Here is a 25,095-nt window from a genome sequence, read left to right on the forward strand (position 1 = left end):
CCGGGCCTGCAAAAACGCTCCCGCAGGCCCGGTAAGCTCAACCTGGCACATTTTACGGCTTCGGCACCTTCGCCAGGCTAAACCAGATCCCGACGGCCAGCAGCAACAGCATTCCTCCTGCGCTGCCCAGCGCCACGCTGTGCGAGGTGATAAACGCGCTTTTCGCCGCTTCAATCACCGGCTCCGCCAGCGTCGGCGTCAGATCCTGCGCTACCTTCATTGCCTCACCTATGGATGACGAAGCCTGGTCGACGAGCGATGCATTGAGCCCCTGCGGCAGATTAATTGACGCGGAGAAGCTGCGGGTCAACAGCAGACCAAAGATGGCGATCCCCAGCCCGGCGCCCAGTTCATAGGACATGGTTTCAATGGCCCCTGCGGCGGCTGCTTTCTCTTTCGGCGCGGCCGCCATAATGGCCGAGGTCGAGGCCAGAAGCGCGCTGGCGGCGCTAAAGCCCAGCAGCACCATCAGGCCCCACGCCTGCCACTGCTGCGTGCTGAAATCAAGCATCGACAGACCGATAAAGCTGACCGCACTGAGGCCCATACCACCCGCAGCGACAATGCGCAGCCCCAGACGGCCCACCAGCACACCGGCGATCGGCCCGCTGAATCCGCTAGCCACCATCACCGGGAGCATGAACATGCCCGCCTCGAAGGGCGTAAAGCGGTGGACAAACTGCAGCTCTTGCGCCATCAGCAGTTCAAAGCCCACCAGCGCGATCATCGCCGTCATCGCCATCACCACGCCGCTTAAAATGATGCGGTGACAGAACAGGCGCATGTCGATCATCGGCACGCGGGCGCGCAGCTGGATGCGCACGAAAATAAACAGCATCACGGCCCCCGTGAGCAAGGTACACGCCACAAGCCACGGCGACAGAACGCCTTTTAACGCGGTTTTGGCGCTGTAGACCAGCAGTAGAATGGCCACAATCAGCATGATCGCATGGCTCATATTTAACGGCTGCTCAGGGCGCCCTTCCTGCTGCGGGACAAAGCGCGCGGCAAGGGTAACGACGATAAGCACGATCGGCACGTTGATCAAAAATACCGAGCCCCAGTAGAAGTGCTCCAGCAGCATACCGCCAATCAGCGGACCAAACGCCGCCCCGCCTGAACCCACCGCCGCCCAGACGCCGAGCGCGATGTTGCGATCTTTCGCGTCGGTAAAGAGCGTGCGGATCCCCGCAAGCGTAGCCGGGATGATCATTGCCGCACCGATCGCCAGCGAGGCGCGCGCCGCTATCAGCCACCCTGCTGAGGGGGCAAACGCGGCCGCCAGCGACGACAGGCCAAACAGCGTGCTGCCGATTATCAATAGCCGTTTAAAACCGATGCGGTCACCCAGGGCGCCCATCGGCAGCACCATTCCCGCCATCACCAGCGAGTAAATATCGATGATCCACAGCAATTCATTGCCGCTGGCGCCCAGCGTCATGCTCAATGTCGGCGCCGCCACGTGCAGCACCGTCGCGTCAATCGCCACCGGGATATACACCAGCACGATAATCACTAACGCTAACCACTGACGAAACATAAATTTCCTTTTTATTTCAAACATGGACACATGTCCAGGATGCGATCCTACGTAAAGTTGAACGCATGTCCAGCTTTTTGTTACACTCGTTTCGGTCCTATTGAGGGTAGAAAAAAATGCGGTATTTGAACAAGGAAGAGAGACGGGAAGCAATCCTCCAGGCCGCGATGCGTGTGGCCCTGAGCGAGGGGCTGGCCGCTATGACGGTACGGCGCATTGCCGCAGAAGCGGGCGTCGCGACCGGACAGGTCCACCACCACTTTGCCTCCGGCGGCGAGTTAAAATCGCTGGCGTTTGTGCGCGTGATCCGCGAGCTGCTGGATGCCGACGTGGTGGGCGAAAACGCCAGCTGGCGGGAACGGCTGCACAGCATGCTCGGCAGTGACGACGGTGGCCTTGAACCTTACATTCGCCTCTGGCGGGAAGCCCAAATTCTCGCCAGCCGGGATCCCGAGATCAAAGCGGCTTATGTCCTGACCATGGAGATGTGGCATCAGGAGACCGTGGCGATTATCCGTGCCGGGGCGGCTGCCTGCGCGTTCACGCTTAGCGATCGGGCGGAAAATATCGCCTGGCGTTTAATAGGGCTGGTTTGTGGCCTGGATGGGATCGCCGTATTAAATATGCCAGAAATGGACGAGGCGGCGTTTAATAAGCATCTCGACAAACTTATCACGCTGGAATTGTTTTAATACTCCTTCTGGAGTATTAATTTTTGCACTAGTTACAATTAGTAACACATTAAGCGAACCCTTATTTCCATTCTAATCTCGGGGGTTCGCTTTTTTATCTATCCTTTCAGATGTATCCCAAAACATCCTAAAAACCCAATAATACACAACCACCCATCTTTTTGTTTTTACTTCATTTTTCTCTCCGTCAAGGTAAGCAAGAGGGCGATATGTCGCAACAAAGTGAAAAGAATAATCAGCATCTATTGAGTAACTGGAAACCTGAAAACGCGCAATTTTGGGAGAATAAAGGAAAACATATCGCACGAAGAAACCTATGGATTTCTGTGGCTTGTCTGCTCCTTGCGTTTTGCGTGTGGATGCTATTTAGCGCCGTTGCGGTCAACCTCAATAAAGTCGGATTTAATTTCTCCACCGATGAGCTTTTTATGCTAACGGCATTACCTTCGCTCTCCGGCGCGATATTACGCGTCCCCTACTCGTTTATGGTGCCAATATTTGGCGGACGTTACTGGACGGTATTGAGTACCGTTATCCTGATTATTCCCTGCGTCTGGCTGGGGATTGCCGTTCAAAATACGGCCACCCCGTACTGGGTTTTTATCATCATCGCGCTGCTCTGCGGTTTTGCCGGAGCCAACTTCGCATCCAGCATGGGTAACATCAGCTTCTTCTTCCCGAAAGCCAGACAGGGCAGCGCGCTGGGCATCAACGGCGGGCTGGGCAACCTGGGCGTCAGCGTGATGCAGCTGGTGGCGCCCTTGGTGATTTTCCTGCCGATGTTTACCTTCCTCGGCGTGCACGGCGTGCCGCAGGAGGACGGCTCGACGATGTGGCTGGCCAATGCGGCCTGGATCTGGGTGCCGCTGCTGCTGCTGGCAACCCTTGCGGCATTTTTCGGCATGAACGATATTGCCAGTTCAAAAGCCTCCATCGCCAGCCAGCTGCCGGTGCTGAAGCGCTTTCACCTCTGGCTGCTAAGCCTGCTCTATCTGGCGACCTTCGGCTCCTTTATCGGCTTCTCGGCGGGCTTTGCCATGCTGTCAAAAACCCAGTTCCCGGACGTGAACATCCTGCACCTCGCCTTCTTTGGCCCACTTATCGGCGCGCTGGCGCGTTCAGCGGGCGGGATGATCTCTGACAAACTGGGCGGCGTGCGGGTCACGCTGATTAACTTCGTCTTTATGGCCCTCTTTAGCGCCCTGATCTTCCTGACCCTGCCCGGCTCTGGCTCCGGCAGCTTTGTCGCCTTCTATCTGGTGTTTATGGGCCTGTTCCTTACCGCCGGGCTGGGCAGCGGTTCGACCTTCCAGATGATCGCGATTATCTTCCGCCAAATCACCCTCGACCGCGTCAAAAAGCAGGGCGGCACGGACGAGCAGGCGCAGCACGAAGCGGTGACGGAGACCGCCGCCGCGCTGGGCTTTATCTCCGCCATCGGCGCCGTTGGCGGGTTCTTTATTCCCAAAGCCTTTGGCACCTCGCTGGCGATGACCGGGTCACCGGTCGGTGCCATGAAGGTCTTCCTCGCGTTTTACATCGTCTGCGTGCTTGTCACCTGGCTGGTGTACGGCCGCAAATCCTCACAAAAATAAAAATTACATCTTCGCCGGAGCGTGATGCAGCACTCTCCGGCCATGCTATCGAAGCAGGAGAAATGTCATGAGCAAACTGCTGGACCGTTTCCGTTACTTCAAAACAAAAGGTGACAGTTTCGCCGATGGGCACGGGCAGGTGTATCACACCAACCGCGACTGGGAGGACAGCTACCGTCAGCGCTGGCAGTTCGACAAGATTGTCCGTTCCACCCACGGCGTGAACTGTACCGGCTCCTGCAGCTGGAAGATTTACGTCAAAAACGGCCTGGTGACCTGGGAAACCCAGCAGACCGATTACCCCCGCACCCGCCCTGACCTGCCCAACCACGAGCCGCGCGGCTGCCCGCGTGGCGCAAGCTACTCGTGGTATCTCTACAGCGCCAACCGTCTCAAATACCCGCTGGTGCGCCGCCGGCTGATTGAACTCTGGCGCGAGGCGCTGGCGCAGCATACCGATCCGGTGCTGGCCTGGGATGCCATTCAAAACGATCCGCAAAAGGCGCAGAGCTACAGGAAGGCGCGCGGTAAAGGCGGGTTTATCCGCTCGAACTGGAAAGAGCTAAACCAGCTGATTGCCGCCGCCAACGTCTGGACCATCAAACACTACGGCCCGGATCGCGTGGCCGGTTTCTCGCCTATTCCGGCGATGTCGATGGTCTCCTACGCCGCCGGTACGCGCTATCTCTCCCTGCTGGGCGGCACCTGCCTCAGCTTCTACGACTGGTACTGTGACCTGCCGCCTGCATCGCCGATGACCTGGGGCGAGCAGACCGACGTGCCGGAGTCCGCCGACTGGTACAACTCCAGCTACATCATCGCCTGGGGCTCGAACGTGCCGCAGACCCGTACCCCGGACGCCCACTTCTTCACCGAGGTGCGCTACAAGGGGACCAAGACCGTCGCCATTACGCCGGACTTCTCTGAAGTGGCTAAGCTGAGCGACCAGTGGCTTGCCCCTAAACAGGGCACCGACAGCGCCCTCGCTATGGCGATGGGCCACGTGATCCTCAAAGAGTTCCACCTCGATAACCCGAGCGATTACTTCCTTAACTACTGCCGCCGCTATACCGACATGCCGATGCTGGTCCTGCTGGATGAGCAGGCAGACGGTCGCGTGGTGCCGGGCCGCATGCTACGCGCCTCGGACCTTGTCGACGGGCTGGGGGAAACTAATAACCCAGAGTGGAAGACCGTCGCCTTCAATATTGCCGGGGATTTGGTGGTGCCAAACGGATCTATCGGTTTCCGCTGGGGAGAAAAAGGCAAATGGAACCTGGAATCACTTGCCGCAGGCCAGGAAACCGAACTGACGCTTTCGCTGCTCATTACCCACGATAGCGTTGCGGACGTTGCCTTCCCCTACTTTGGCGGCAACGAAAACCCGCACTTCCGCAGCGTGAAGCAGGAGCCGGTGCTGACCCGCCGCGTGCCGAGCAAAACCCTGACGCTCGCCGACGGCAGCGAGAAGCGAGTGGTCAGCGTTTACGATCTGGTGCTGGCTAACTACGGTCTCGATCGCGGCCTGGAAGACAGTAACGCCGCAGAAGGCTATGACCAGATCAAAGCTTATACCCCCGCCTGGGGCGAGCAGATCACCGGCGTGCCCGCCTGGCTGATTGAAAAAATCGCTCGCGAGTTTGCCGACACGGCGCACAAAACGCACGGTCGCTCAATGATCATCCTCGGTGCCGGGGTGAACCACTGGTACCACATGGACATGAACTACCGCGGGATGATCAACATGCTGGTCTTCTGCGGCTGCGTCGGGCAGAGCGGCGGCGGCTGGTCCCACTATGTGGGCCAGGAGAAACTGCGCCCGCAAACCGGCTGGCTGCCGCTGGCCTTCGCGCTGGACTGGAACCGCCCGCCGCGCCAGATGAACAGCACCTCCTTCTTCTACAACCATGCCAGCCAGTGGCGCTATGAGAAGCTGACCGCGCAGGAACTGCTCTCCCCGCTGGCAGATACGTCGAAATTCACCGGACACTTGATCGACTTCAACGTCCGCGCCGAGCGCATGGGCTGGCTGCCGTCAGCGCCGCAACTCAGCCTGAATCCGCTGCACATAAAAGCCCGCGCGGACGCGGCGGGCATGACGCCGCAGGAGTACACCGTTCAGGCGTTAAAATCCGGCGATATCCGCTTCGCCTGCGAGCAGCCGGACAACGGTAAGAACCATCCACGCAACCTGTTCGTCTGGCGCTCTAACCTGCTCGGCTCGTCCGGGAAAGGCCACGAGTACATGCTGAAATACCTGCTCGGCACCGAGAGCGGCATTCAGGGCGAGGATTTAGGCTCAACGGACGACGTGAAGCCTGAGGAAGTGGAGTGGCAAACCGCCGCCATCGAGGGCAAGCTGGACCTGCTGGTAACGCTCGACTTCCGTATGTCCAGCACCTGCCTGTTCTCGGATATCGTTCTGCCGACCGCCACCTGGTATGAAAAAGACGATATGAATACCTCGGACATGCACCCGTTTATTCACCCGCTCTCGGCCGCCGTCGACCCGGCGTGGGAATCGCGCAGCGACTGGGAGATCTACAAAGGCATCGCCAAAGTTTTCTCCGAGGTCTGCGTCGGCCACCTGGGCACTGAAACTGACGTGGTGTTGCAGCCGTTACAGCACGACTCCCCGGCGGAACTGTCGCAGCCGTTTGATATTCAGGACTGGCGCAAAGGGGAATGCGATCTGATCCCCGGTAAAACGGCTCCGAACATCGCCGTGGTCGAACGTAACTACCCGGAAACCTGGGAGCGCTTCACCTCCCTCGGCCCGCTGATGGACACGCTCGGCAACGGCGGAAAAGGCATATCGTGGAACACCCAGAACGAGGTGGATTTCCTCGGCAAGCTCAACTACGTCAAGCTCGACGGCCCGGCGAAAGGCCGACCGCGTATTGAAACCGCCATTGATGCCTCCGAGGTGATCCTCGCCCTCGCGCCGGAAACCAACGGCCAGGTGGCGGTGAAGGCCTGGGAAGCGCTCGGGGAACTGACCGGGCGCGATCACACCCACCTGGCGCTGAATAAGGAAGACGAGAAGATCCGCTTCCGCGATATCCAGGCGCAGCCGCGTAAAATCATCTCCAGCCCGACCTGGTCCGGTCTGGAAAGCGAGCATGTCTCCTACAACGCGGGCTATACCAACGTCCACGAGCTGATCCCGTGGCGTACCCTCTCTGGTCGGCAGCAGCTGTATCAGGATCATCCCTGGATGCGCGCCTTCGGTGAGAGCCTGGTGGCCTATCGTCCACCGATTGACACCCGCAGCGTCACCCATATGCGCGAGATCCCACCGAACGGCTTCCCGGAAAAAGCGCTCAACTTCCTGACGCCGCACCAGAAATGGGGCATTCACTCCACCTACAGCGAAAACCTGCTGATGCAGACCCTGTCGCGCGGCGGCCCCATCGTCTGGATCAGCGAAACCGACGCGCGCGAGCTGGGCATTGAGGACAACGACTGGATCGAAGCCTTCAACGCCAACGGCGCCCTCACCGCCCGCGCGGTAGTCAGCCAGCGCGTGCCGCCGGGTATGACCATGATGTACCACGCCCAGGAGCGCATCCTGAACATTCCGGGGTCAGAAGTGACCGGACGGCGCGGCGGGATCCACAACTCGGTGACGCGCGTCTGCCCGAAACCGACGCACATGATCGGCGGCTATGCCCAGCTGGCGTACAGCTTTAACTATTACGGCACCGTCGGCTCCAACCGCGACGAGTTCATCATGATCCGCAAAATGAAAAACATTAACTGGCTGGACGGCGAAGGTCGGGATCAGGTACAGGAGGCGAAAAAATGAAGATACGCTCACAGGTTGGCATGGTTCTGAATCTCGATAAATGCATTGGCTGCCACACCTGCTCGGTCACCTGCAAGAACGTCTGGACCGGGCGCGAAGGGATGGAGTATGCGTGGTTTAACAACGTCGAAACCAAACCGGGCATCGGCTACCCGAAAAACTGGGAAGATCAGGAGGAGTGGCAAGGGGGCTGGATCCGCGGCATACACGGCAAGCTGACGCCGCGCCTCGGCGGCAAAATGGGCGTGCTGTCGAAAATTTTCGCCAACCCCGTCCTGCCGCAGATTGACGATTATTACGAACCCTTCACCTTTGACTATCAGGATCTGCACCGCGCGCCGGAAGGGGATCACCTCCCTACCGCTCGCCCGCGCTCGCTGATTGACGGCAAGCGGATGGACAAAATCGTCTGGGGCCCCAACTGGGAGGAGCTGCTGGGCGGCGAGTTTGAAAAACGCGCCCGCGACCGCAACTTCCAGAAGATCCAGAAGGAGATGTACGGCCAGTTCGAAAACACCTTCATGATGTACCTGCCGCGCCTGTGCGAGCACTGTCTGAACCCGAGCTGCGTCGCCACCTGCCCGAGCGGCGCAATTTACAAGCGCGAAGAGGACGGCATCGTGCTGATCGACCAGGACAAATGCCGCGGCTGGCGCCTGTGCATCAGCGGCTGTCCGTACAAGAAAATCTACTTCAACTGGAAGAGCGGCAAGTCAGAAAAATGCATCTTCTGCTACCCGCGCATTGAGTCCGGCCAGCCGACCGTCTGCTCGGAAACCTGCGTCGGGCGCATCCGCTATCTCGGCGTGCTGTTGTACGACGCGGACCGCATTGAAGAGGCGGCAAGCACCGAGCATGAAACCGATCTGTACGAGCGCCAGTGCGACGTATTCCTCAACCCGAACGATCCGGCAGTGATTGAGGAAGCGCTGAAGCAGGGTATTCCGCAGAACGTGATTGACGCCGCCCAGCGTTCGCCGGTCTACAAAATGGCGATGGACTGGAAGCTCGCCCTGCCGCTGCACCCGGAATACCGCACCCTGCCGATGGTCTGGTACGTGCCGCCGCTGTCGCCGATTCAGTCCTACGCGGACGCCGGCGGCCTGCCGCAGAGTGACGGCGTCCTGCCTGCCGTGGAAAGCCTGCGTATTCCAGTGCAGTACCTGGCAAACATGCTCAGCGCGGGCGATACCGGCCCGGTGCTGCGCGCCCTGAAGCGCATGATGGCGATGCGTCACTACAAACGCTCCCAGACCGTGGAAGGCGTAACCGATACCCGCGCCATCGAAGAGGTCGGCCTGACCGAAGCGCAGGTTGAGGAGATGTACCGCTATCTGGCCATCGCCAACTACGAAGACCGCTTCGTGATCCCGACCAGCCACCGCGAAATGGCGCGCGACGCCTTCCCGGAGAAAAACGGCTGCGGCTTCACCTTTGGCGACGGCTGCCACGGCTCCGACACCAAATTCAACCTCTTCAACAGCAGTCGCATCGACGCGATCAACATCACCGAGGTGCGCGAACACGGGGAGCGAGAATAATGCAGATCCTTAAAATCATCGCGCTGCTGATTGAGTATCCCGATGAGCTGCTGTGGGAAAACCGCGATGAGGCGCTTTCCCTGGTTGAGCAGGACGCGCCCATGCTGCTGCCGTTTGCGCAGCAGCACCTGAGCGCCCCGCTGCTGGATAAGCAGGCCGAATGGTGTGAAGTGTTTGAACGCGGGCGCGCAACGTCTCTGCTGCTGTTCGAGCACGTTCACGCCGAGTCTCGCGATCGCGGTCAGGCGATGGTCGACCTGATGGGGCAGTATGAGAAAGCCGGGCTACAGCTCGACTGCCGCGAATTGCCGGACTATCTGCCGCTCTACCTGGAGTACCTCAGCATCGTTACTGATGAAGAGGCGCGCGAAGGATTGCAGAACGTCGCGCCGATCCTGGCGCTGATTGGCGGCCGCCTGAAGCAGCGCGGCGTGGCGCACTATCAGCTGTTTGATGCCCTGCTGACGCTTGCGGGCACGCGGCTCTCCAGCGACAGCGTGGCGAAACAGGTATCCGGTGAAAAACGGGATGATACCCGCCAGGCGCTGGACGCCGTGTGGGAAGAGGAACAGGTGAAGTTTATCGAAGACAACGCTACATCGTGCGACAGCTCGCCGATGCAGCAATATCAACGACGCTTTAGCCAGGACGTCGCGCCGCAGTACGTGGACGTCAGCGCCGGAGGCCCAAAATGATCCATTACCTGAACGTGTTTTTCTATGACATTTACCCCTACATCTGCGCCACCGTGTTTTTCCTCGGCAGCTGGCTGCGCTACGACTACGGGCAGTACACCTGGCGCGCCTCGTCAAGCCAGATGCTCAGCAAGCGCGGTATGAACTGGGCCTCTAACCTGTTTCATATCGGGATTCTGGGGATCTTCTTCGGGCACCTGTTCGGCATGTTAACCCCGCACTGGATGTACGCCTGGTTTTTACCCGTCGCGGTTAAGCAACAGCTAGCCATGATTGCGGGCGGAATTTGCGGCGTGCTGACGCTGATTGGCGGGTCAATGCTGCTTTACCGCCGCCTGTTCAACCAGCGGGTGCGCGCCACGTCCACCACGCCGGATATCATTATCATGAGTATTTTGCTGATCCAGTGCATCCTCGGGCTTTCAACCATTCCTTTCTCCGCCCAGTACCCTGACGGAAGCGAGATGATGAAGCTGGTCGGCTGGGCGCAGGGGATCGTGACGTTTAAGGGGGGCTCATCGGAGATGCTGAGCGGCGTTGCGCCGATCTTCCGCGTTCATCTGGTGCTGGGGATGACGATCTTCCTTATCTTCCCGTTCACCCGCCTGGTGCACGTGTGGAGCGCGCCGTTTGAGTACTTTACCCGGCGGTATCAGGTGGTGAGATCGCGCCGTTGATTTTGTCGGGTGGCGGCTTCGCCTTACCCGACCTGCGTTCAAGCTAGTGTAGGCCCGGGAAGGCGATGCCGCTACCGGGCGATTAAAACTGCAGCATCCCGTGCTGCATGAGGAATCCCCACCAGGGAATGCCGAGGAACATGTGGACTAAAAACGTGCACAGCGCCACGATCGTGCCGATTGTCCACCATGACTTAATGTCATTGTACCCCGAGGCGAAGATAATAGGTCCTGCTGCGCCACCATAGTGCGTGATACATCCGCCGTAGGAATTGGAAAACAGAATAGCAAGCGCCAGCAGAACAGGCGCCGTTCCGGTGACCAGACCTACGGTGGCAAACACCGGCACCATGGCCGCAACGTATGCCCCGCCGGAGGCAAAGAAATAGCGAACCAGCACGCTGAGAAACACGATAATCACGATAGTCATATTACCGGCGCTGAGAAAATCCAGATGCGCAGACAGGAAATCCGCCAGCCAGCGGAAAAATCCCTCCTTGCTCAGGGTGGCGCTCAGACCGATGATACCCCCGTACCACATCAGGGTATTCCAGCCGCCTTTATTTTTTTGAACATCACTCCAGCCAATAATATTAAACAGCAGCGCCGCCCCCATCGCGATAATAGCGACGGCGGATTCAGTGAGTCCAAGATGACGTGAGAAGATCCAGCCCAATAAAGCGGCGATAAAAATAACCACCAGTCCCTTCTCTTTAAGGCTCATTGCCCCAAGACTTTCCAGCCCGCTGGTCGCAATCGCGACATTATCAATATGCTTAATTTCCGGCGAGGCTACTCGGTAGCAAATATAGGGAATGATACACAGCATCAATAACCCCAGCGGGGCACCCGCCAGCATCCAGCCGATCCAGCTAATATGAATATGGAAAATATCTGAAATGAGCTGAAGCGCTAACGCGTTTCCGGCAAAGCCCGTTAAAAACATATAACTGGTCGTTTTAGTGACCATATAGACATTAACCATTAAATAACGGCCAGCCTTGCACGGTGTCTCTTTTGGCGTTGACCCCAGAACGGTCGCGATACTGTTAATAATCGGAAAAACCACCCCACCTGCCCGCGCGGTATTGGAGGGCGTGGCGGGTGCCAGCACCAGGTCCAGTAAGGCGGTAACATACCCCAGCCTTAGCGTCGTACTGCCAAATTTGAGGATGAACCAGTAAGCAAGCCGCTTTCCCAGGCCGGTCGTAACGAACGCCGCGCTAAGCGTAAAGGCGCTGAACACCAGCCAGGTTGTGCCTGAGGCGTATCCGCTCAGCACATCCATTGATTTGACAGGTGAATCCGGGAATTTTGTCACGGTAAAACAGGTTAACGCGACCGCAACGAGCATGATGACGGGTTCGGGATACGGTTTAATGACCAGGCCAACGATAGCGGACAAATATATTCCTGCCAGTATCCACGCCTCTTTAGTTAATCCATCAGGCGGAGGGATAAATATTGATAATAATATTATTACGGCAAGTAAAATTGTTTTTAAAATATTGGACTTAAGCATATCTCACCCATGAGAAAAGGGTCCCTGAATAGCAGAGGATTCTCCTGGGAGACGCCTCTGCCGGATAAATACATTTTCTAAATAAATAATAAGAAACTACACACCTACAACCGGGATATTATCACCTTCTGTGATTTTATATTCGGACAGGGTGTCAAAACTGAGATAGCGATAGATATTTTCATGCGCGCCATGAAGTTTTTCCGTATAGCTTAAATATTCTTCAACGGTTGGCATTTTACCCAGTATGGCCGCGACGGTGCTTAATTCTGCCGAGGCAAGGAACACGCTGGCATTCGTTCCCAGACGATGCGGGAAATTTCGGGTGGATGTCGATACCACGTGGCTCCCTTCGCGTACCCTCGCCTGGTTCCCCATGCAGAGGGAGCAGCCCGCAGGCTCGATTCGTGCCCCCGACTTTATAAACTGGCTAAAATAGCCCTCGCGGGAAAGCTGCCCGGCATCCATTTTGGTGGGAGGCGCAATCCACAACCGCGCCCGGCTTTCACGGGCGTCGGCCAGGATTTCACCCGCAGCGCGGAAATGACCGATGTTGGTCATGCAGGAGCCAATAAAGACCTCCTCTATCGGCGTGCTGGCCACCTCAGAAAGTAAGCGAGCGTCATCCGGATCGTCAGGTGCACAGACCACCGGTTCGGTGATTTCATTGAGATCAATGTCAATGACTGCGGCATATTCCGCTTCAGGATCGGCCGACAGCAGCGACGGGTTAGCCAGCCACGCCTCGATTTCAGCAATGCGTCGTTCAAGCGTGTTGGCGTTTTCATATCCCTGCTTAACCATCCAGCGCAGCAGGACCGCGTTGGAACGCAGGTACTGCGCGACCTTGTCTTCCGCCAGGCGCATCACGCAGGCGGCAGCGGACCGTTCAGCGGAGGCGTCAGCCAGCTCAAACGCCTGCTCTGCACTCAGTGTTTCCAGCCCTTCAATTTCGAGGATCCGGCCCGAGAAAATATTGCGCTTATTCTTTTTCTCCACCGTCAACAGGCCCTGCTTTCTGGCGTAGAGCGGAATCGCATGCACCAGGTCGCGCAGGGTGATCCCTTTCTGCATCTCACCCGTAAAGCGAACCAGCACCGATTCCGGCATATCCAGCGGCATAATGCCGGTTGCGGCGGCAAACGCCACCAGCCCGGAACCTCCCGGGAAAGAGATCCCCAGCGGGAAGCGGGTATGGGAGTCGGCACCGGTGCCCACCGTATCCGGCAGCAGCATACGGTTAAGCCAGGAGTGGATAATGCCGTCGCCCGGTTTTAGCGCGACCCCGTTACGACGGGTGATAAACTGCGGCAGGGTCTCATGAAGCTGAACGTCGACGGGCTTAGGGTACGCTGAGGTGTGGCAGAAAGACTGCATCACCAGATCGGCTGAAAACGTCAGGCAGGCAAGATCGGTTAACTCGTCGCGCGTCATCCCGCCGGTGGTGTCCTGAGAGCCCACGGTCGTGATTTTCGGCTCGCAATACTGTCCGGGACGGATCCCCGCGACGCCGCAGGCTTTACCCACCATTTTTTGTGCCAGCGTAAAACCGGCGGTGGATGGCGCTGGAGCGGAGGGCTTGCGGAATGCCTCTGAAGGCGCAAGCTTCAGCGATTCCCGCGCTTTCGCGGTCAGGCTGCGTCCGATAATTAGCGGGATCCGCCCGCCGGCCCGCACTTCATCCAGAAGCACCTCGGTTTTAAGCGTAAAGCGCGTCACCAGACGCTGGCTTTCCGTCTCGCGAATTTCGCCTTTGTAGGGATACAGATCGATCAGCATCCCGGTCGTCAGCGAGGAGACGTCCATCTCTACCGGCAAGGCACCGGAATCTTCCAGCGTATTGAAGAAAATCGGGGCAATTTTACCGCCGAACACAAACCCACCGTTACGCTTGTTCGGCACGAAAGGAATATCATTCCCGATGTGCCATAAGATCGAGTTGGTGGCGGACTTGCGTGATGACCCGGTTCCCACGACGTCGCCGACGTACGCCAGCGGCCAGCCTGGCTCTTTTAATTCTGCCAGCTGGCGCAAAGGGCCGCGCGCGCCGGGCTCATCAGGCTCAACCCCTTCCCTGGCGTTACTGAGCATGGAAAGCGCGTGCAGCGGAATATCCGGACGTGACCACGCCTCCGGTGCCGGAGACAAATCGTCGGTATTGGTTTCGCCCGGAACCTTGAACACCTTCAGGGTGATTTTTTCAGGCATCGCCGGACGGCGGGTAAACCACTCGGCATTTGCCCATGACTGAAGCACCTCTTTTGCCCTGACGTTACCGTTCAGCGCTTTGGCTTCCACCTGGCTGAATTTTTCGAAGATAAGGATAGTCGAACAAAGCTGCTGTGCGGCCAGCGGTGCCAGGCTCGGGTGGTCCAGAAGATCGATAAGCGGCTGAACATTATAGCCACCCTGCATGGAACCCAGCAGTGTCGTGGCCGCTTCGGGAGAGAGACCGTCAATACGGTATTCCTGTAGTGCCAGCTTAAATAAAAATTCGGCTTTTAACTTAGCCGCGGGATCGACGCCCGGGGGAACGCAATGGGTTAATAAATCGATTAATCGCGGATGATGCGTGGGCGCATCGTGAATTAAACGAGAAATAAGCGCATCGGTCTGCTCCGCAGTTAAGGGTTTTGCCGGAATACCCGATTCAGCACGCGCTTTCAGGTGCTGATTATAATCATCTAACATACGTACTCCTGTTAAAGCTAAAGTTGTTCACAAAATTCTGTTAGTCGTTCGAGCCCGTAAGGCCATTCACCAAAGCCTGATTCGGCATTAATATGCCCGGCCTCACCGATATCGATTAAGTGTCCCTCCCAGCGTGCCGCCCAGATCTGAGCGCGCGCGAAAGGCATCAGGGGGTCGTTTCTGCTGGCAAACATCAGGCAGGGAACCGGTAATGACGCTGGCTGAATGGCCTCTTCCAGGCCGAAAAAAGCGGGTTCTGCCGGCGCGACCATCACCACCCCGGCGACGTTGACCTGACGCGTTTGCAGCAGCCGGCATGCCGCCAGCGCGCCAAAGCTGTGGCCGACGAGAATGGCGGGCAGCTGACACGCTGCCAGCTCTCGGGAAATGGCGGAGACCCAGTTTTCAATGTCGGGCTCGAACCAGTTTTTCTGCTGGATCCGTTTCCAGAAAGGAAAATGCCGCCCCCAGCAGCTTTGCCAGTGATGTTCATCGCTGTCTCTCAGCCCCGGCACCAGAATAGGGGTATAAACGTTACTGAGCTGCTGCAGGCGTTGTTCAATCATGACGTTTTCCTGTTACGCTATTCGCGATTATTCGGGTGGAAACTGCGACAATAACCAGCCAACGGAAATAAGATCGGCGCTACCCCCGGGGCTTAAATTGCGTTTGATAAATTCCGCGTCCATTCTGAGTAGCGCGTTAACCAATTTATCCGCCGGGAGACGTTTTATTTTTAATAACCGCCTCGCATAGCGTCTGGCGTAGTTCAGACCTTCTATTCCCCCACGGGAAACCAAGTTGGTATCCGGATTCGCGGCCATCAAACCCAGCAGCATCCTCAAAAGCGCCACGTCTTCGGATTCGCCCTGACCTAACGCGGTGTGCAGGGGCGGGAGCCCCGCCTGGCGGACGTTCATAAAACCACTGGCAGCTTCCCCTCTCGCCCCGGTAAAGCCGTATGCCTGGAACTGCTGCTCGCCCTTCGTTCTGGCGATGCCGGTGGTTTTCAGCTCCTGCTCAACGATGCCGGTACAGATAATGCGGGTCTCATGGCATAAACTGCGCTGCGTGAGCGTTTCATCCCTTTGCGTCAGACGTCCCGCCGCCGCACACAGCAGCCCCAGCGAGAAGATCCCGCCTTTATGGGTATTCACCCCGCCGGTGGCGTTAAACATCGCCTGCTCGCAGGCCAGACCGGTTGGCCTTATCGCCCGCAGCGTTTGCGGGCCAGCAAGACGAGCCGTCTCTCTGCCAACGTTAAAAAACGTTGAGAACCAGGGGGCAATCGCCGCGATACTGGCCATGAACAGGGCGTAATCCATATCCTTATGCGCCCCGCTGTTTACGCGATCCACCAGACCCGGTTTTGGGGTCAAGCGAATTTCCCGGTACATCGCCTCGACAGCCAGTTCCGCGAAGGGTTGCTTGACGTCCGGCGCATTACATCTGGCAAGCGAAGTAGTCATCGGTTAACGCCTCGATTACGCGCGTGAGCTCGGCCTGCGAATGACGTCGCATGCGGGAACAAACATGAGCAGGTTCATGACAGATAAAGCATCTGCGCATCGGTTGCTGGATGGCATTTCTTTTCAGCAGGCCCGCTTTCGGACACAGCACGTCGATATCCCATAAGCGTCCCAGCGGATGGTTATCTTCCAGATGCGCCGTCACGTGTTTGATCATCCACGCGGGGGCCGCCACCGACCAGAGCGCTTCCGGGCCCGTGACTAGCTGTAGGGTCTGCTGGCGGCAGACCGTCCACTGATGGGTCCGTAACAGGTCACCGATCGCGTCATTGGCGGCGGCCATCACCCGTCTGGCCAGCGCGGTATCTTTGACCTCCCCCGGCCAGACCAGAGTGACGGAAACCACCGCATGATCCGACTGAAACAGCCACGCCTGCTGGCGACGGGCTCGTTGCTCTCTGCCGTTCAACACCTGTTCCAGAGAGACCTTCACGTTTGAGGCTTTATCCGTCATGGGAATTACTCCTTAACCTGGCGAACCACATCAATCACGCTGCCGTCTCGGTAGCGCACCACGCCCACGATCCGGTCAGTAAATTCGACAGGCTTAGGCTCACCCGAGATGAGCAGCGCTTTGTGGTACAGCGCATCGATATCGACAACGGCCAGCCCGGCGTTAATCAGACGTTCGCGGATCTCCGGACGCGCCGGGTTAACGGCAATACCGTGATCGGTAACCAAAACGTCAATGCTTTCGCCCGGCGTCACCAGGGTGGTGACCTGCCTGACAACGGTAGGAATTCGGCTGCGGATCAGCGGGGCAACTACAATGGTGAGATTGGCCGCCGCGGCGACGTCGCAATGCCCGCCCGACGCGCCGCGCATCACGCCGTCGGAACCGGTCAGCACGTTGACGTTGAACTGCGTGTCCACCTCCAGCGCGCTGAGGATGACCACGTCTACCCTGTCGCAGCAGGCAGCTTTTGCAGCCGGGTTCGCATAGACGTTGGTGGAAATTTCCACATGGTCGGGATTGACGGTCATGGAAGCGGCCGCTGCACCATCAAAGCTTTGCGTATCGAGGATCTTTTCAATGAGCCCCTTTTGATGCAGATCGACAATGCTGCCGGTGATCCCGCCGAGCGCAAAACGAGCGACAATATTGTGTTTGCGCATACGGGTTTCCATAAACCGCGTACAGGCGGTAGACGCCGCACCTGAACCAGTCTGAATGGAAAAGCCGTTGCGGAAATAGCCAGAATGTTCAATAACGTCGGCGGCAGAACGGGCAATCATCAGCTCACGTGGATTACTGGTCACCCTCGCGGCGCCGACGCTGATTTTTGCCGGGTCGCCGACGCTCTCAATCTGCACCACATAGTCAACCCGATCCTGAACGATACTGGCCGGCAGGTTGGGAAACGGCTTCAGGGTTTCAGTAAGCAAGACCACCTTTTTGGCATATTGCGCGTCGACCATGGCGTAACCGAGCGAGCCGCACTGCGATGTGCCGCCGTTGCCGCTGGCATTGCCATATTCATCGCAGCAGGACACCGCCAGAAAGGCGACATCAATGGCAATTTCACCCTTTTGAATCAGATTCACCCGCCCGCCGTGGGAGTGGATCTGTACCGGCTCGTCCATCAGCCCGTGTGAAATCGCATCCGCCAGCTCGCCACGCATGCCGGAGGTATAGATTTTGCCAATCACGCCACTGCGAATGTGTTCAATAAGCGGCGCATTGCACGACATCAATGAACTGGAGGCGAGTGTGATCCCTTTCAGACCGCGCTGAGCCAGCTTATCCATCACGTAATTAATGACCTTATCGCCCTCGCGGAACGCGTGATGAAAGGATACGGTCATGCCGTCATGCAGATCGCAGCGGGCCAGCACGTCGTCCACGCTGGCAAAAAGCTTGCGGTGAGACTTTTGCTGAAGATCAGCAAGATAAGGCGTCGTCGCGTTGGCGCCGTTGAAGGCGACGTACTCACGGCGAGAGCCAGGAATGTGGTGCAGGGTTTCAGTGAGACTTTTCATTATTCATCCTGTCGCTTGCGGTTAAAGGGATTACTGACGAATGCCGGAGGCATTTTTGCGCTCGATAACGACGCGGGCATGGTTGATGATTGGCGCATCGATCATTTTTCCGTTCAGCGAAATCACCCCCAGTCCGTTGCGTTCTCCCTCTTCTGCGGCAGCAATCACGCGCTGGGCGTAATCCACTTCTTCCTGCGTGGGCGCGTAGGCGTTGTGAAGAATTTCAATTTGTCGCGGATTAATCAGCGATTTTCCGTTGAAGCCCATCCTGCGGATGAGATCCACTTCTTTCAGGAAACCGACCTCGTCATTCACGTCGGCGTACACCACGTCAAAAGCGTCGATCCCTGCCCCGCGCGCGGCATGCAGTACGGCGCAGCGGGCATAGAACAGTTCGGTCCCATCGCCCCGCTCAGTTTGCATATCCATCACGTAGTCAAAGGCGGCGAGCGCAATCCCCATTAAACGGTCGGAGGATTTCGCAATGGCGACAGCATTAATGACGCCGACGGCGGATTCGATTGCCGCCATTAATTTCGTTGAGCCAACAGGACGCCCGCAGCTTTCTTCAATGCGGACGATTTCACGTTCGAGCTGATAAATATCTTCCGGAGTATCGGTTTTCGGCAGACGAATAACGTCCACCCCTGCCCTGACGGCGGCTTCCAGATCCTTTAAGCCAAAAGGGGTATTCAGCGGGTTAATTCTGACAACGGTTTCAATATCGTTGTACATCGGGTGTTGCAGGGCGTGAAATACCAAAAGACGCGCGCTGTCTTTTTCTTTCAGCGCAACGGCATCTTCCAGGTCAAACATAATTGAGTCTGGTTTATAGATAAATGCCGTCGACAGCATGGCGGCACTTGAACCGGGAATAAATAACATACTGCGGCGTAACTTTTTCATCATAACGTTTCCCATGCAATGTCTTCCCGGGCTGTACCTCTGAGCAGAGCAGCCTGCACGCGGGCGCGGATCACGCAATCCAGCGCGCCTTTATCATCAATAACGACAAGCCCCTGCTCGATGTTGAACGCGGCCAGGGTTTCATTGACAACCTCAGTAATTCGGTCGCCAAATTGCTTATACACTTCGCTCTGGATGACCACATCCAGCCCGCTCTCGACGGGACTGACCTTAACCATCAGGTCGCTGGACTCCAGCGTTCCCGCCATCGCGGCTTGCACAATTTTCATATTCTTATTCCTGTGATAATGCGCTTAAACCGCTGCCGTCAGCGGCTCGGATAAACAGGGCTGATGCAGCGATCCGTTATTCAGAAACGCGCGCGTGGTGGCAGGCACCATGCGGCTGGCGGCAGCGATGTTGTTTTCTTTTAATAAACGACGAACGGCTGAAGCCGATACCGGCACATTATTACCGTCCGTTCTTCTTGCTATTTCGTGTACGTTAATACGGGCCGCCGCGCTCGTCTCTTCTTCCAGCCAGCGGTGCATCGCCCGGTTATATTCGGCGGTTAACGGACAAAACGGCTCGGTACCCACAAAACGATGATTAATATTCAACGCGGGGGCGATGTAATTTCTGAACAGCAGGAGATCAATGGCCGCGTAGGTTTTATCGATGACCTGCTTATCTTTCAGGAAATAGCCCGGGAAAGTGCCGCGCGAAATAATATATGCCGACCCCGGATGAACGGTGACGTTTGGCAGGTGACGCGCCCCGTCCCTGACCATCGCGAACCGTTCTTTAAACGAAAATGCGGAGACATCTTCCTGGACCACGAAAACATGTAACGCGTCGCACCGGCTTGCCGCATGTTCAATTAGATATTGATGGCCGAGGGTGAACGGATTGGCGTTCATCACAATGGCGCCGATATTTTTCCCCGGCATGAAATGATGGCGGCGCAACTGGCTGCAATAACGATGAATACCTACCGGCGTATTCTCCATTAATGACGCACGGTTCTCGACCGTCACCAGCGGATAAAACCCGCATCCGCGAAACGATTTCACGTTATCCGGACAGGTAAAAAGAAAGAGCTGATGTTCACCGTTTTGTGCCGCCAGCAGCTCGGCCTCATGAATTAACGTCAGGCTTAACGACGTGCCCCGCCACGCGGGATCCACCGCAATGCACTTCAGCGTGTTACCCGCAATGCCGGTACAGGCGACAAGATGGCGTTGATAGCGCGCAACAATAAATTGCTCAATATCATCATCAATGCCTAAACCGTTGCGGGCCAGGAAGCGGACAACCTCTTCCCGGGACTGGGCGTTACCGGCGTGAATAACCTCAAACTCGGGTGTTCTGTCGGTGTACATCTTCTCTCTCCTGAGCGTTTAGACAGCTAACGCTTGTGGCTGCGGTTGAGCTTCCACAATGGTATTAACCAGTCGGCCAATGTTTTCGATCTCCACTTCAACGCGATCGCCGTCGTGCATAAACAGAGGCGGGTTACGCTTTTTGCCGACCCCGCCCGGCGAACCGGTAATAATGACGTCGCCGGCGCTGAGGGAGGTAAACGTGCTGATGTAGGCGATAAGATCCGCCACTTTGTGGATCATGCTGCCGGTGGAGTCATTCTGGACCAGCATACCGTTCAGCCAGGTGTGAATGGTCAACGCGTGAGGATCGGGGATCTCGTCCGCCGTGGTCATATACGGGCCGAAGGCGCCGGTTTGCGTCCAGTTTTTACCGGCGGTGAACCAGGCGTGCTGCCAGTCGCGAACGGAGCCGTCCATATAGCAGCTGTATCCCGCGACATAGCTGAGCGCGTTATTGACGTCAATCCGGCTGCCGGGTTTACCGACGATCACGGCCAGCTCGCCTTCGTAATCGAACTCGCTGGAGAGAACCGGTTTTATTACCGGCCGCGCATGCCCGGTTTGCGAATCAGGAAAACGGATAAACAGCGTGGGGGCATTATTCGTCTCAGCAAACTCTTTTCTTTTTTCAGCGTAATTCATACCCACGCAGAAAATCTTTCCGGGCTCTTCTATAACGGGCAAAAAGATGATTTCTTCAGGACTAATATCCACCGGGCAATCGAGATACTGTCTGGCGACGTCTATCGCATCCCACTGAAGAAGGTCTTTCAATGTCGCATATTGATGGCCGATTTTATTACCCAAATCGATAAAGCCGGATGGCGTATAAATCCCGTAGCTTTTACGGCCCTGATGAATATAGCTTGCTAATTTCATGATAATACCCGATTGATATACGTGTTCTTTCTGTGTTCACGCCCCAGGGCGTGAACACATTGCCTGCTTTTTATTCTGCGGACTGGGCGGGTACCAGTACCGGTTTATTACCGGATGCCAGATACGTCGCCACCACGACGCCAACCCCAAGCAATGCCAGAATAAATCCAGTCATCCCCTGCCAGCCCATCGAATGGAAAACAAAACCGTTAATAAAACCAATAACCGAACCGCCCATGTAGTAGAAGAATAAATAGAGCGCGACGGCCTGGCCTCTTGCATGCGTTGCGTTTTTACTGACCCAGCTTAAACCGATAGAGTGGCAGCCGAAGAAACAGCCGGTAAAAATCACGGCACCAACGATAAAGGTCACCACATTCGACGTGAGTGTCAGCAGCATGCCGATCGCCATGATCAGGAACAACACGCGCAAGACTTTCATAGCGCCATATTTCGCCGATAAGCGACCTGCCTGCGGAGCCGTAAAGAAGCTCAGGGCGAAGCTAAAGGAGAGCAGACCCGCGTTTGCCGGTGAAATATGGAACGGCTCGCCTTTCAGGAAGAAGGCCAGATAGTTATAAAGTGAGGTAAATGCGCCGAAAATTATGAAGCTGATAACAAATGCCAGCGCCAGATTTTTGTTTTTGAAATGCGATGCCGCCCCTTTTACCATGCGCATCACGTTCAGACTCTGCGTAGGCGTGAAGTTCTTCGATTCTGGCAGCAGGAACTTCACCAGAATGGCAACTGCAATCAGACTGACCGCAAACCCGTAAAAGATGACATTGATGGAAACGTGATCGATAAGCTGGCTGGCAACAATACGCCCGGACATGCCACCCATCGAGTTACCGAAGACAAAATAGCCCGTCACGATGCCAGCCGCCACCGGGGCGACCTCTTCACTGATGTAGGCGGTGGCCGCCGCCGCGATGCCGCTCAGCGCCAGACCAATCACCGCACGCAGCGCCACCAGCATCGCCCAGGATTCCACCAGCGGGCAGAGCAGCGTCAGAATGCCGCCCAGCAGGAGGGAGACGATAATTAACCGCTTCCTGCCATAGTGGTCGGATAACGTTCCGGTAAATAGCAGCCCAATTGCCAGCAATGCCGTTTCTGCGGATAAGATAATACTCACCTGGCTGACCGGAACATTATATTCCACAGCAAGCGTCGGGAGCAGTGGCTGAATAAAAAACAACGAAGCAAGTTCCGCAAGCCCGGATAATGCCAGCGCCAGAATCACGCGAATATGCGCGCTGGCTTTTACCGGATCGGGAGCTTTCAGGGTATTGTTAGCATGCGTTAACGCCATAATAACCTCAGTATTATAGTTAAGGTACAGAATGTAATTGTTTAAGGTAGATATATTTCTTAGTCTGGCTTTTACCTAATCAACTTCAGAGAGCATTTTTTCAGGCACGCAGACAACACCCTCAAATAGCTTACGGGAAGTGCGAATTACCGCGGCTCGGGTGTTTTCGATATTATTCCCGTCCCTCAGTAATGATACGGATATTTTTCCACTTGGGTGTTCAATATCAATAATATTGGTAAAGCGCTCTTTTGGTCGATCGGCGACAATTTTAGCGGCGACGGAGCCTTCAATAAGCGTCGCGGTCGAAATTCCAATCGAGCCAGTAATGGCCAGTGATTTATGACAGGTGTGTGGCATGAAATACCGCACCTGAAGCGTTCCACCGTTACGCGCCCGGCTCAGGAGAACCGGTTTAGGGATCACTTTATTTGCCACGTCCCCTAAGCCCATCGCCTCGCCCGCCTGACGACGCAGGTTTTCCAGTCTTGCTTTAAACGCCGTATCGGCATCCAGTTCCGCGGGTGACTCCCCTCCTGTTTTCCCAAGGGCCGATGCCTCTATCAATACCATCGGCATTGCCATATCAATACAGGTAACCTCAATACCGTCGAATACGTTTATGACGCTGTCCGTCGGCAGCAATTTCCCTGTTTTTGAACCCGCAGAATTCAGGAAGGTTAAGCCAACGGGTGCGGCCGTACCCGGAACACCATCAATCTGGGTATCACCTTCATACTCGACCCGATAATCAGGCGTTTGCACTTCTGCGTCGACCAGCGTTCCGGTATTGAGATTGCGGATCCGCACCGTCGTCACCGGGCTTTGCGCCTTCACCAGCCCTTTTTCAATGGCAAAGGGGCCCACGGCACAGAGCATATTGCCGCAGTTTGGCGTGGTATCGACGCGACGCTCGTTCACCATCACCTGTGCGAATAAGTAATCCACATCAGCATCCGGACTGTCGGACGGACTGACGATCGCCACCTTACTGGTTTGCGGGCTTCCACCGCCAATGCCGTCAATTTCGAGTTCGTGGCCTGCGCCCATCAGGCTGAGTAAAACCGCGTCACGCGCTTCAGTTTCCGCAGGCAGATCGCTGGCCAGAATGACCGGGCCTTTTGAGGTGCCGCCACGCATTAATACGCAAGGGATCTTTAACATGTCTTTTTCTCATTTCGCGTTTATCAGGAACGCAATAAGGTTTTCACACTCCTGTTGATAACTCTAATGTCAAAAAAAGCAGGATTAATACGCTTTGCGTATTAATAGCCATTACGATACTGTGGGTATAGGAAAGTTATAATCAGGTGCGGATATGCAGCATGAATTACAGGGAATACAAGCGTTTGTAAAAATTGCAGAAATCGGATGTTTTACAAAAGCGTCGCAATTTCTTCATATTTCACAACCGGCTTTAACACGAAGAATTCAGAAACTGGAAGAGAGCCTGGGAACCACGCTGTTTGAACGGTCCACACGCAGCGTCAAGCTCACAACCGTGGGAAGGGAGTTTTTACCTAAGGCTAAGAATTTAATAGATTTTTATGAAAGCGCGATCCTGAGTATTAAAGAGATGGCGACGCATCAGGCAGGGGTTATTACCGTTTCCTGTATCCCAACTGCCGCGTTCTATTTTCTGCCTTCAGTGATACGAGATTATAACAATGACTATCCAAACATCCGTATCCGTATACTTGAGCACAGTGCCAGCGATTGTCTCGAAGCGGTGTTAAATGGCGACGCAGATTTCGGCATAAATATGATAAACGTCACACATCCCAATATTGATTTTGCGCCGCTGGTGAATGAACCCTTTGTTCTGGCATGCCGACGAGACAATGAGCTGGCGAAGAAACCATTGGTGACATGGGACGATCTGGCAGGCATGAAGCTAATTGGCGTAAGGCGCTCCAGTGGGAACCGTTCGCTTATCGATCAGGCGTTCGAGAAAATGGCCTGGAAACCGAACTGGTTTTATGAAGTGCGTCATCTGTCAACGTCGCTGGGGATGGTAGAAGCGGGTCTTGGCGTGTCTGTCGTTCCCAGCCTGGCGATGCCGACCGACGAACATCATGTTCTTGTCAGCCGTCCGCTGATTGAACCCGTGATACGGCGTACGCTGGGGCTGGTCCAACGCCGTGAAACGCCGCTAAGCCCGGCTGCGGAAAAATTCAGAGAGATGCTTGTTCAACTTTGGTCTGGTGAAAACAACAGCCCCTGGATCAGCAAATTTACTCAGTAAATTGGCCCAAAAGTATCGTTATTGGTTCTCCAGGTGACTCATACCGTTAGCGACAGTGCGAAATAATGGCTCCCGAACACAACACAGAAGGAGTT

20 protein-coding genes are annotated in these 25,095 nt (G+C 56.1%); 7 read left to right on the forward strand and 13 right to left on the reverse strand.

All coding sequences use genetic code 11. The features are described 5' to 3' along the window. Positions 1-52: 52 nt before the first annotated feature. A complete protein-coding gene (locus HBM95_11940) occupies positions 53-1,540 on the reverse strand; it encodes an MFS transporter (protein NIH43642.1) in 1,488 nt (495 codons plus the stop codon). A 116-nt stretch (positions 1,541-1,656) separates the two neighbouring features. Here HBM95_11940 and HBM95_11945 point away from each other — a divergent pair, with 116 nt between their 5' ends. The 6 genes from HBM95_11945 to narI all read left to right on the forward strand — a co-directional run bounded on the left by HBM95_11945 (position 1,657) and on the right by narI (position 10,548). After that, entirely contained in the window at positions 1,657-2,232 is a 576-nt protein-coding gene (locus HBM95_11945) for a TetR family transcriptional regulator (GenBank protein ID NIH43643.1), read from the forward strand. Positions 2,233-2,441: 209 nt separating this feature from the next. Next, positions 2,442-3,827, forward strand: a complete 1,386-nt coding sequence (locus tag HBM95_11950) for a NarK family nitrate/nitrite MFS transporter (GenBank protein ID NIH43644.1) — start codon at positions 2,442-2,444, stop codon at positions 3,825-3,827. Between the two features lie 67 nt (positions 3,828-3,894). Beyond that, a complete protein-coding gene (locus HBM95_11955) occupies positions 3,895-7,635 on the forward strand; it encodes a nitrate reductase subunit alpha (protein NIH43645.1) in 3,741 nt (1,246 codons plus the stop codon). Beyond that, positions 7,632-9,176, forward strand: a complete 1,545-nt coding sequence (gene narH / locus HBM95_11960; protein ID NIH43646.1) for a nitrate reductase subunit beta — start codon at positions 7,632-7,634, stop codon at positions 9,174-9,176. The genes HBM95_11955 and narH overlap by 4 nt, the downstream gene beginning before the upstream one ends. After that, a complete protein-coding gene (narW, locus tag HBM95_11965; protein NIH43647.1) occupies positions 9,176-9,871 on the forward strand; it encodes a nitrate reductase molybdenum cofactor assembly chaperone in 696 nt (231 codons plus the stop codon). Before narH ends, narW begins: the two co-directional genes overlap by 1 nt. After that, on the forward strand, positions 9,868-10,548 hold the full coding sequence (narI, locus tag HBM95_11970) for a respiratory nitrate reductase subunit gamma (protein NIH43648.1): 681 nt from the start codon (positions 9,868-9,870) through the stop codon (positions 10,546-10,548). The genes narW and narI overlap by 4 nt, the downstream gene beginning before the upstream one ends. An 82-nt stretch (positions 10,549-10,630) precedes the next feature. Here the strand turns inward: narI and HBM95_11975 are convergent, their stop codons facing one another. From HBM95_11975 to HBM95_12030, 12 genes are all read right to left on the reverse strand, one after another. Beyond that, positions 10,631-12,070 (reverse strand): anion permease, encoded by a 1,440-nt coding sequence (locus tag HBM95_11975; protein NIH43649.1) that lies wholly within the window; start codon positions 12,068-12,070, stop codon positions 10,631-10,633. A gap of 96 nt (positions 12,071-12,166) precedes the next feature. Next, positions 12,167-14,761 (reverse strand): bifunctional aconitate hydratase 2/2-methylisocitrate dehydratase, encoded by a 2,595-nt coding sequence (acnB, locus tag HBM95_11980; GenBank protein ID NIH43650.1) that lies wholly within the window; start codon positions 14,759-14,761, stop codon positions 12,167-12,169. Positions 14,762-14,778: 17 nt separating this feature from the next. Beyond that, a complete protein-coding gene (locus HBM95_11985; protein ID NIH43651.1) occupies positions 14,779-15,327 on the reverse strand; it encodes an alpha/beta hydrolase in 549 nt (182 codons plus the stop codon). 27 nt (positions 15,328-15,354) lie between these two features. Then, on the reverse strand, positions 15,355-16,230 hold the full coding sequence (gene citG, locus HBM95_11990) for a triphosphoribosyl-dephospho-CoA synthase CitG (protein ID NIH43652.1): 876 nt from the start codon (positions 16,228-16,230) through the stop codon (positions 15,355-15,357). Further along, positions 16,205-16,744 (reverse strand): citrate lyase holo-[acyl-carrier protein] synthase, encoded by a 540-nt coding sequence (gene citX / locus HBM95_11995; protein NIH43653.1) that lies wholly within the window; start codon positions 16,742-16,744, stop codon positions 16,205-16,207. Before citX ends, citG begins: the two co-directional genes overlap by 26 nt. Positions 16,745-16,749: 5 nt before the next feature. Further along, positions 16,750-18,270 carry a citrate lyase subunit alpha gene (gene citF / locus HBM95_12000; protein NIH43654.1) on the reverse strand — a complete coding sequence of 507 codons (1,521 nt, stop codon included), beginning with the start codon at positions 18,268-18,270 and terminating at the stop codon, positions 16,750-16,752. Positions 18,271-18,300: 30 nt separating this feature from the next. Then, the gene (gene citE / locus HBM95_12005; GenBank protein NIH43655.1) at positions 18,301-19,176 is read right to left on the reverse strand and encodes a citrate (pro-3S)-lyase subunit beta; all 876 of its coding nucleotides are present in this window, start codon (positions 19,174-19,176) and stop codon (positions 18,301-18,303) included. After that, positions 19,176-19,466: a citrate lyase acyl carrier protein gene (gene citD / locus HBM95_12010; GenBank protein ID NIH43656.1), complete on the reverse strand. Its 291-nt coding sequence runs from the start codon at positions 19,464-19,466 to the stop codon at positions 19,176-19,178. The genes citE and citD overlap by 1 nt, the downstream gene beginning before the upstream one ends. A 24-nt stretch (positions 19,467-19,490) precedes the next feature. Further along, on the reverse strand, positions 19,491-20,558 hold the full coding sequence (gene citC, locus HBM95_12015; protein NIH43657.1) for a [citrate (pro-3S)-lyase] ligase: 1,068 nt from the start codon (positions 20,556-20,558) through the stop codon (positions 19,491-19,493). An 18-nt stretch (positions 20,559-20,576) separates the two neighbouring features. Further along, positions 20,577-21,440 carry a fumarylacetoacetate hydrolase family protein gene (locus tag HBM95_12020; GenBank protein ID NIH43658.1) on the reverse strand — a complete coding sequence of 288 codons (864 nt, stop codon included), beginning with the start codon at positions 21,438-21,440 and terminating at the stop codon, positions 20,577-20,579. A 70-nt stretch (positions 21,441-21,510) separates the two neighbouring features. Next, entirely contained in the window at positions 21,511-22,755 is a 1,245-nt protein-coding gene (locus HBM95_12025) for an MFS transporter (protein NIH43659.1), read from the reverse strand. A gap of 75 nt (positions 22,756-22,830) precedes the next feature. Next, positions 22,831-23,919 (reverse strand): 4-oxalomesaconate tautomerase, encoded by a 1,089-nt coding sequence (locus HBM95_12030; GenBank protein ID NIH43660.1) that lies wholly within the window; start codon positions 23,917-23,919, stop codon positions 22,831-22,833. Positions 23,920-24,073: 154 nt separating this feature from the next. On the opposite strand from HBM95_12030, the gene HBM95_12035 reads away from it, so the two are divergent. After that, a complete protein-coding gene (locus HBM95_12035) occupies positions 24,074-25,000 on the forward strand; it encodes a LysR family transcriptional regulator (protein ID NIH43661.1) in 927 nt (308 codons plus the stop codon). The last annotated feature ends 95 nt before the right edge of the window (positions 25,001-25,095 follow it).

The sequence above is a fragment of the Enterobacter asburiae genome, assembly GCA_011754535.1.
Lineage (GTDB): Bacteria > Pseudomonadota > Gammaproteobacteria > Enterobacterales > Enterobacteriaceae > Enterobacter > Enterobacter cloacae_N.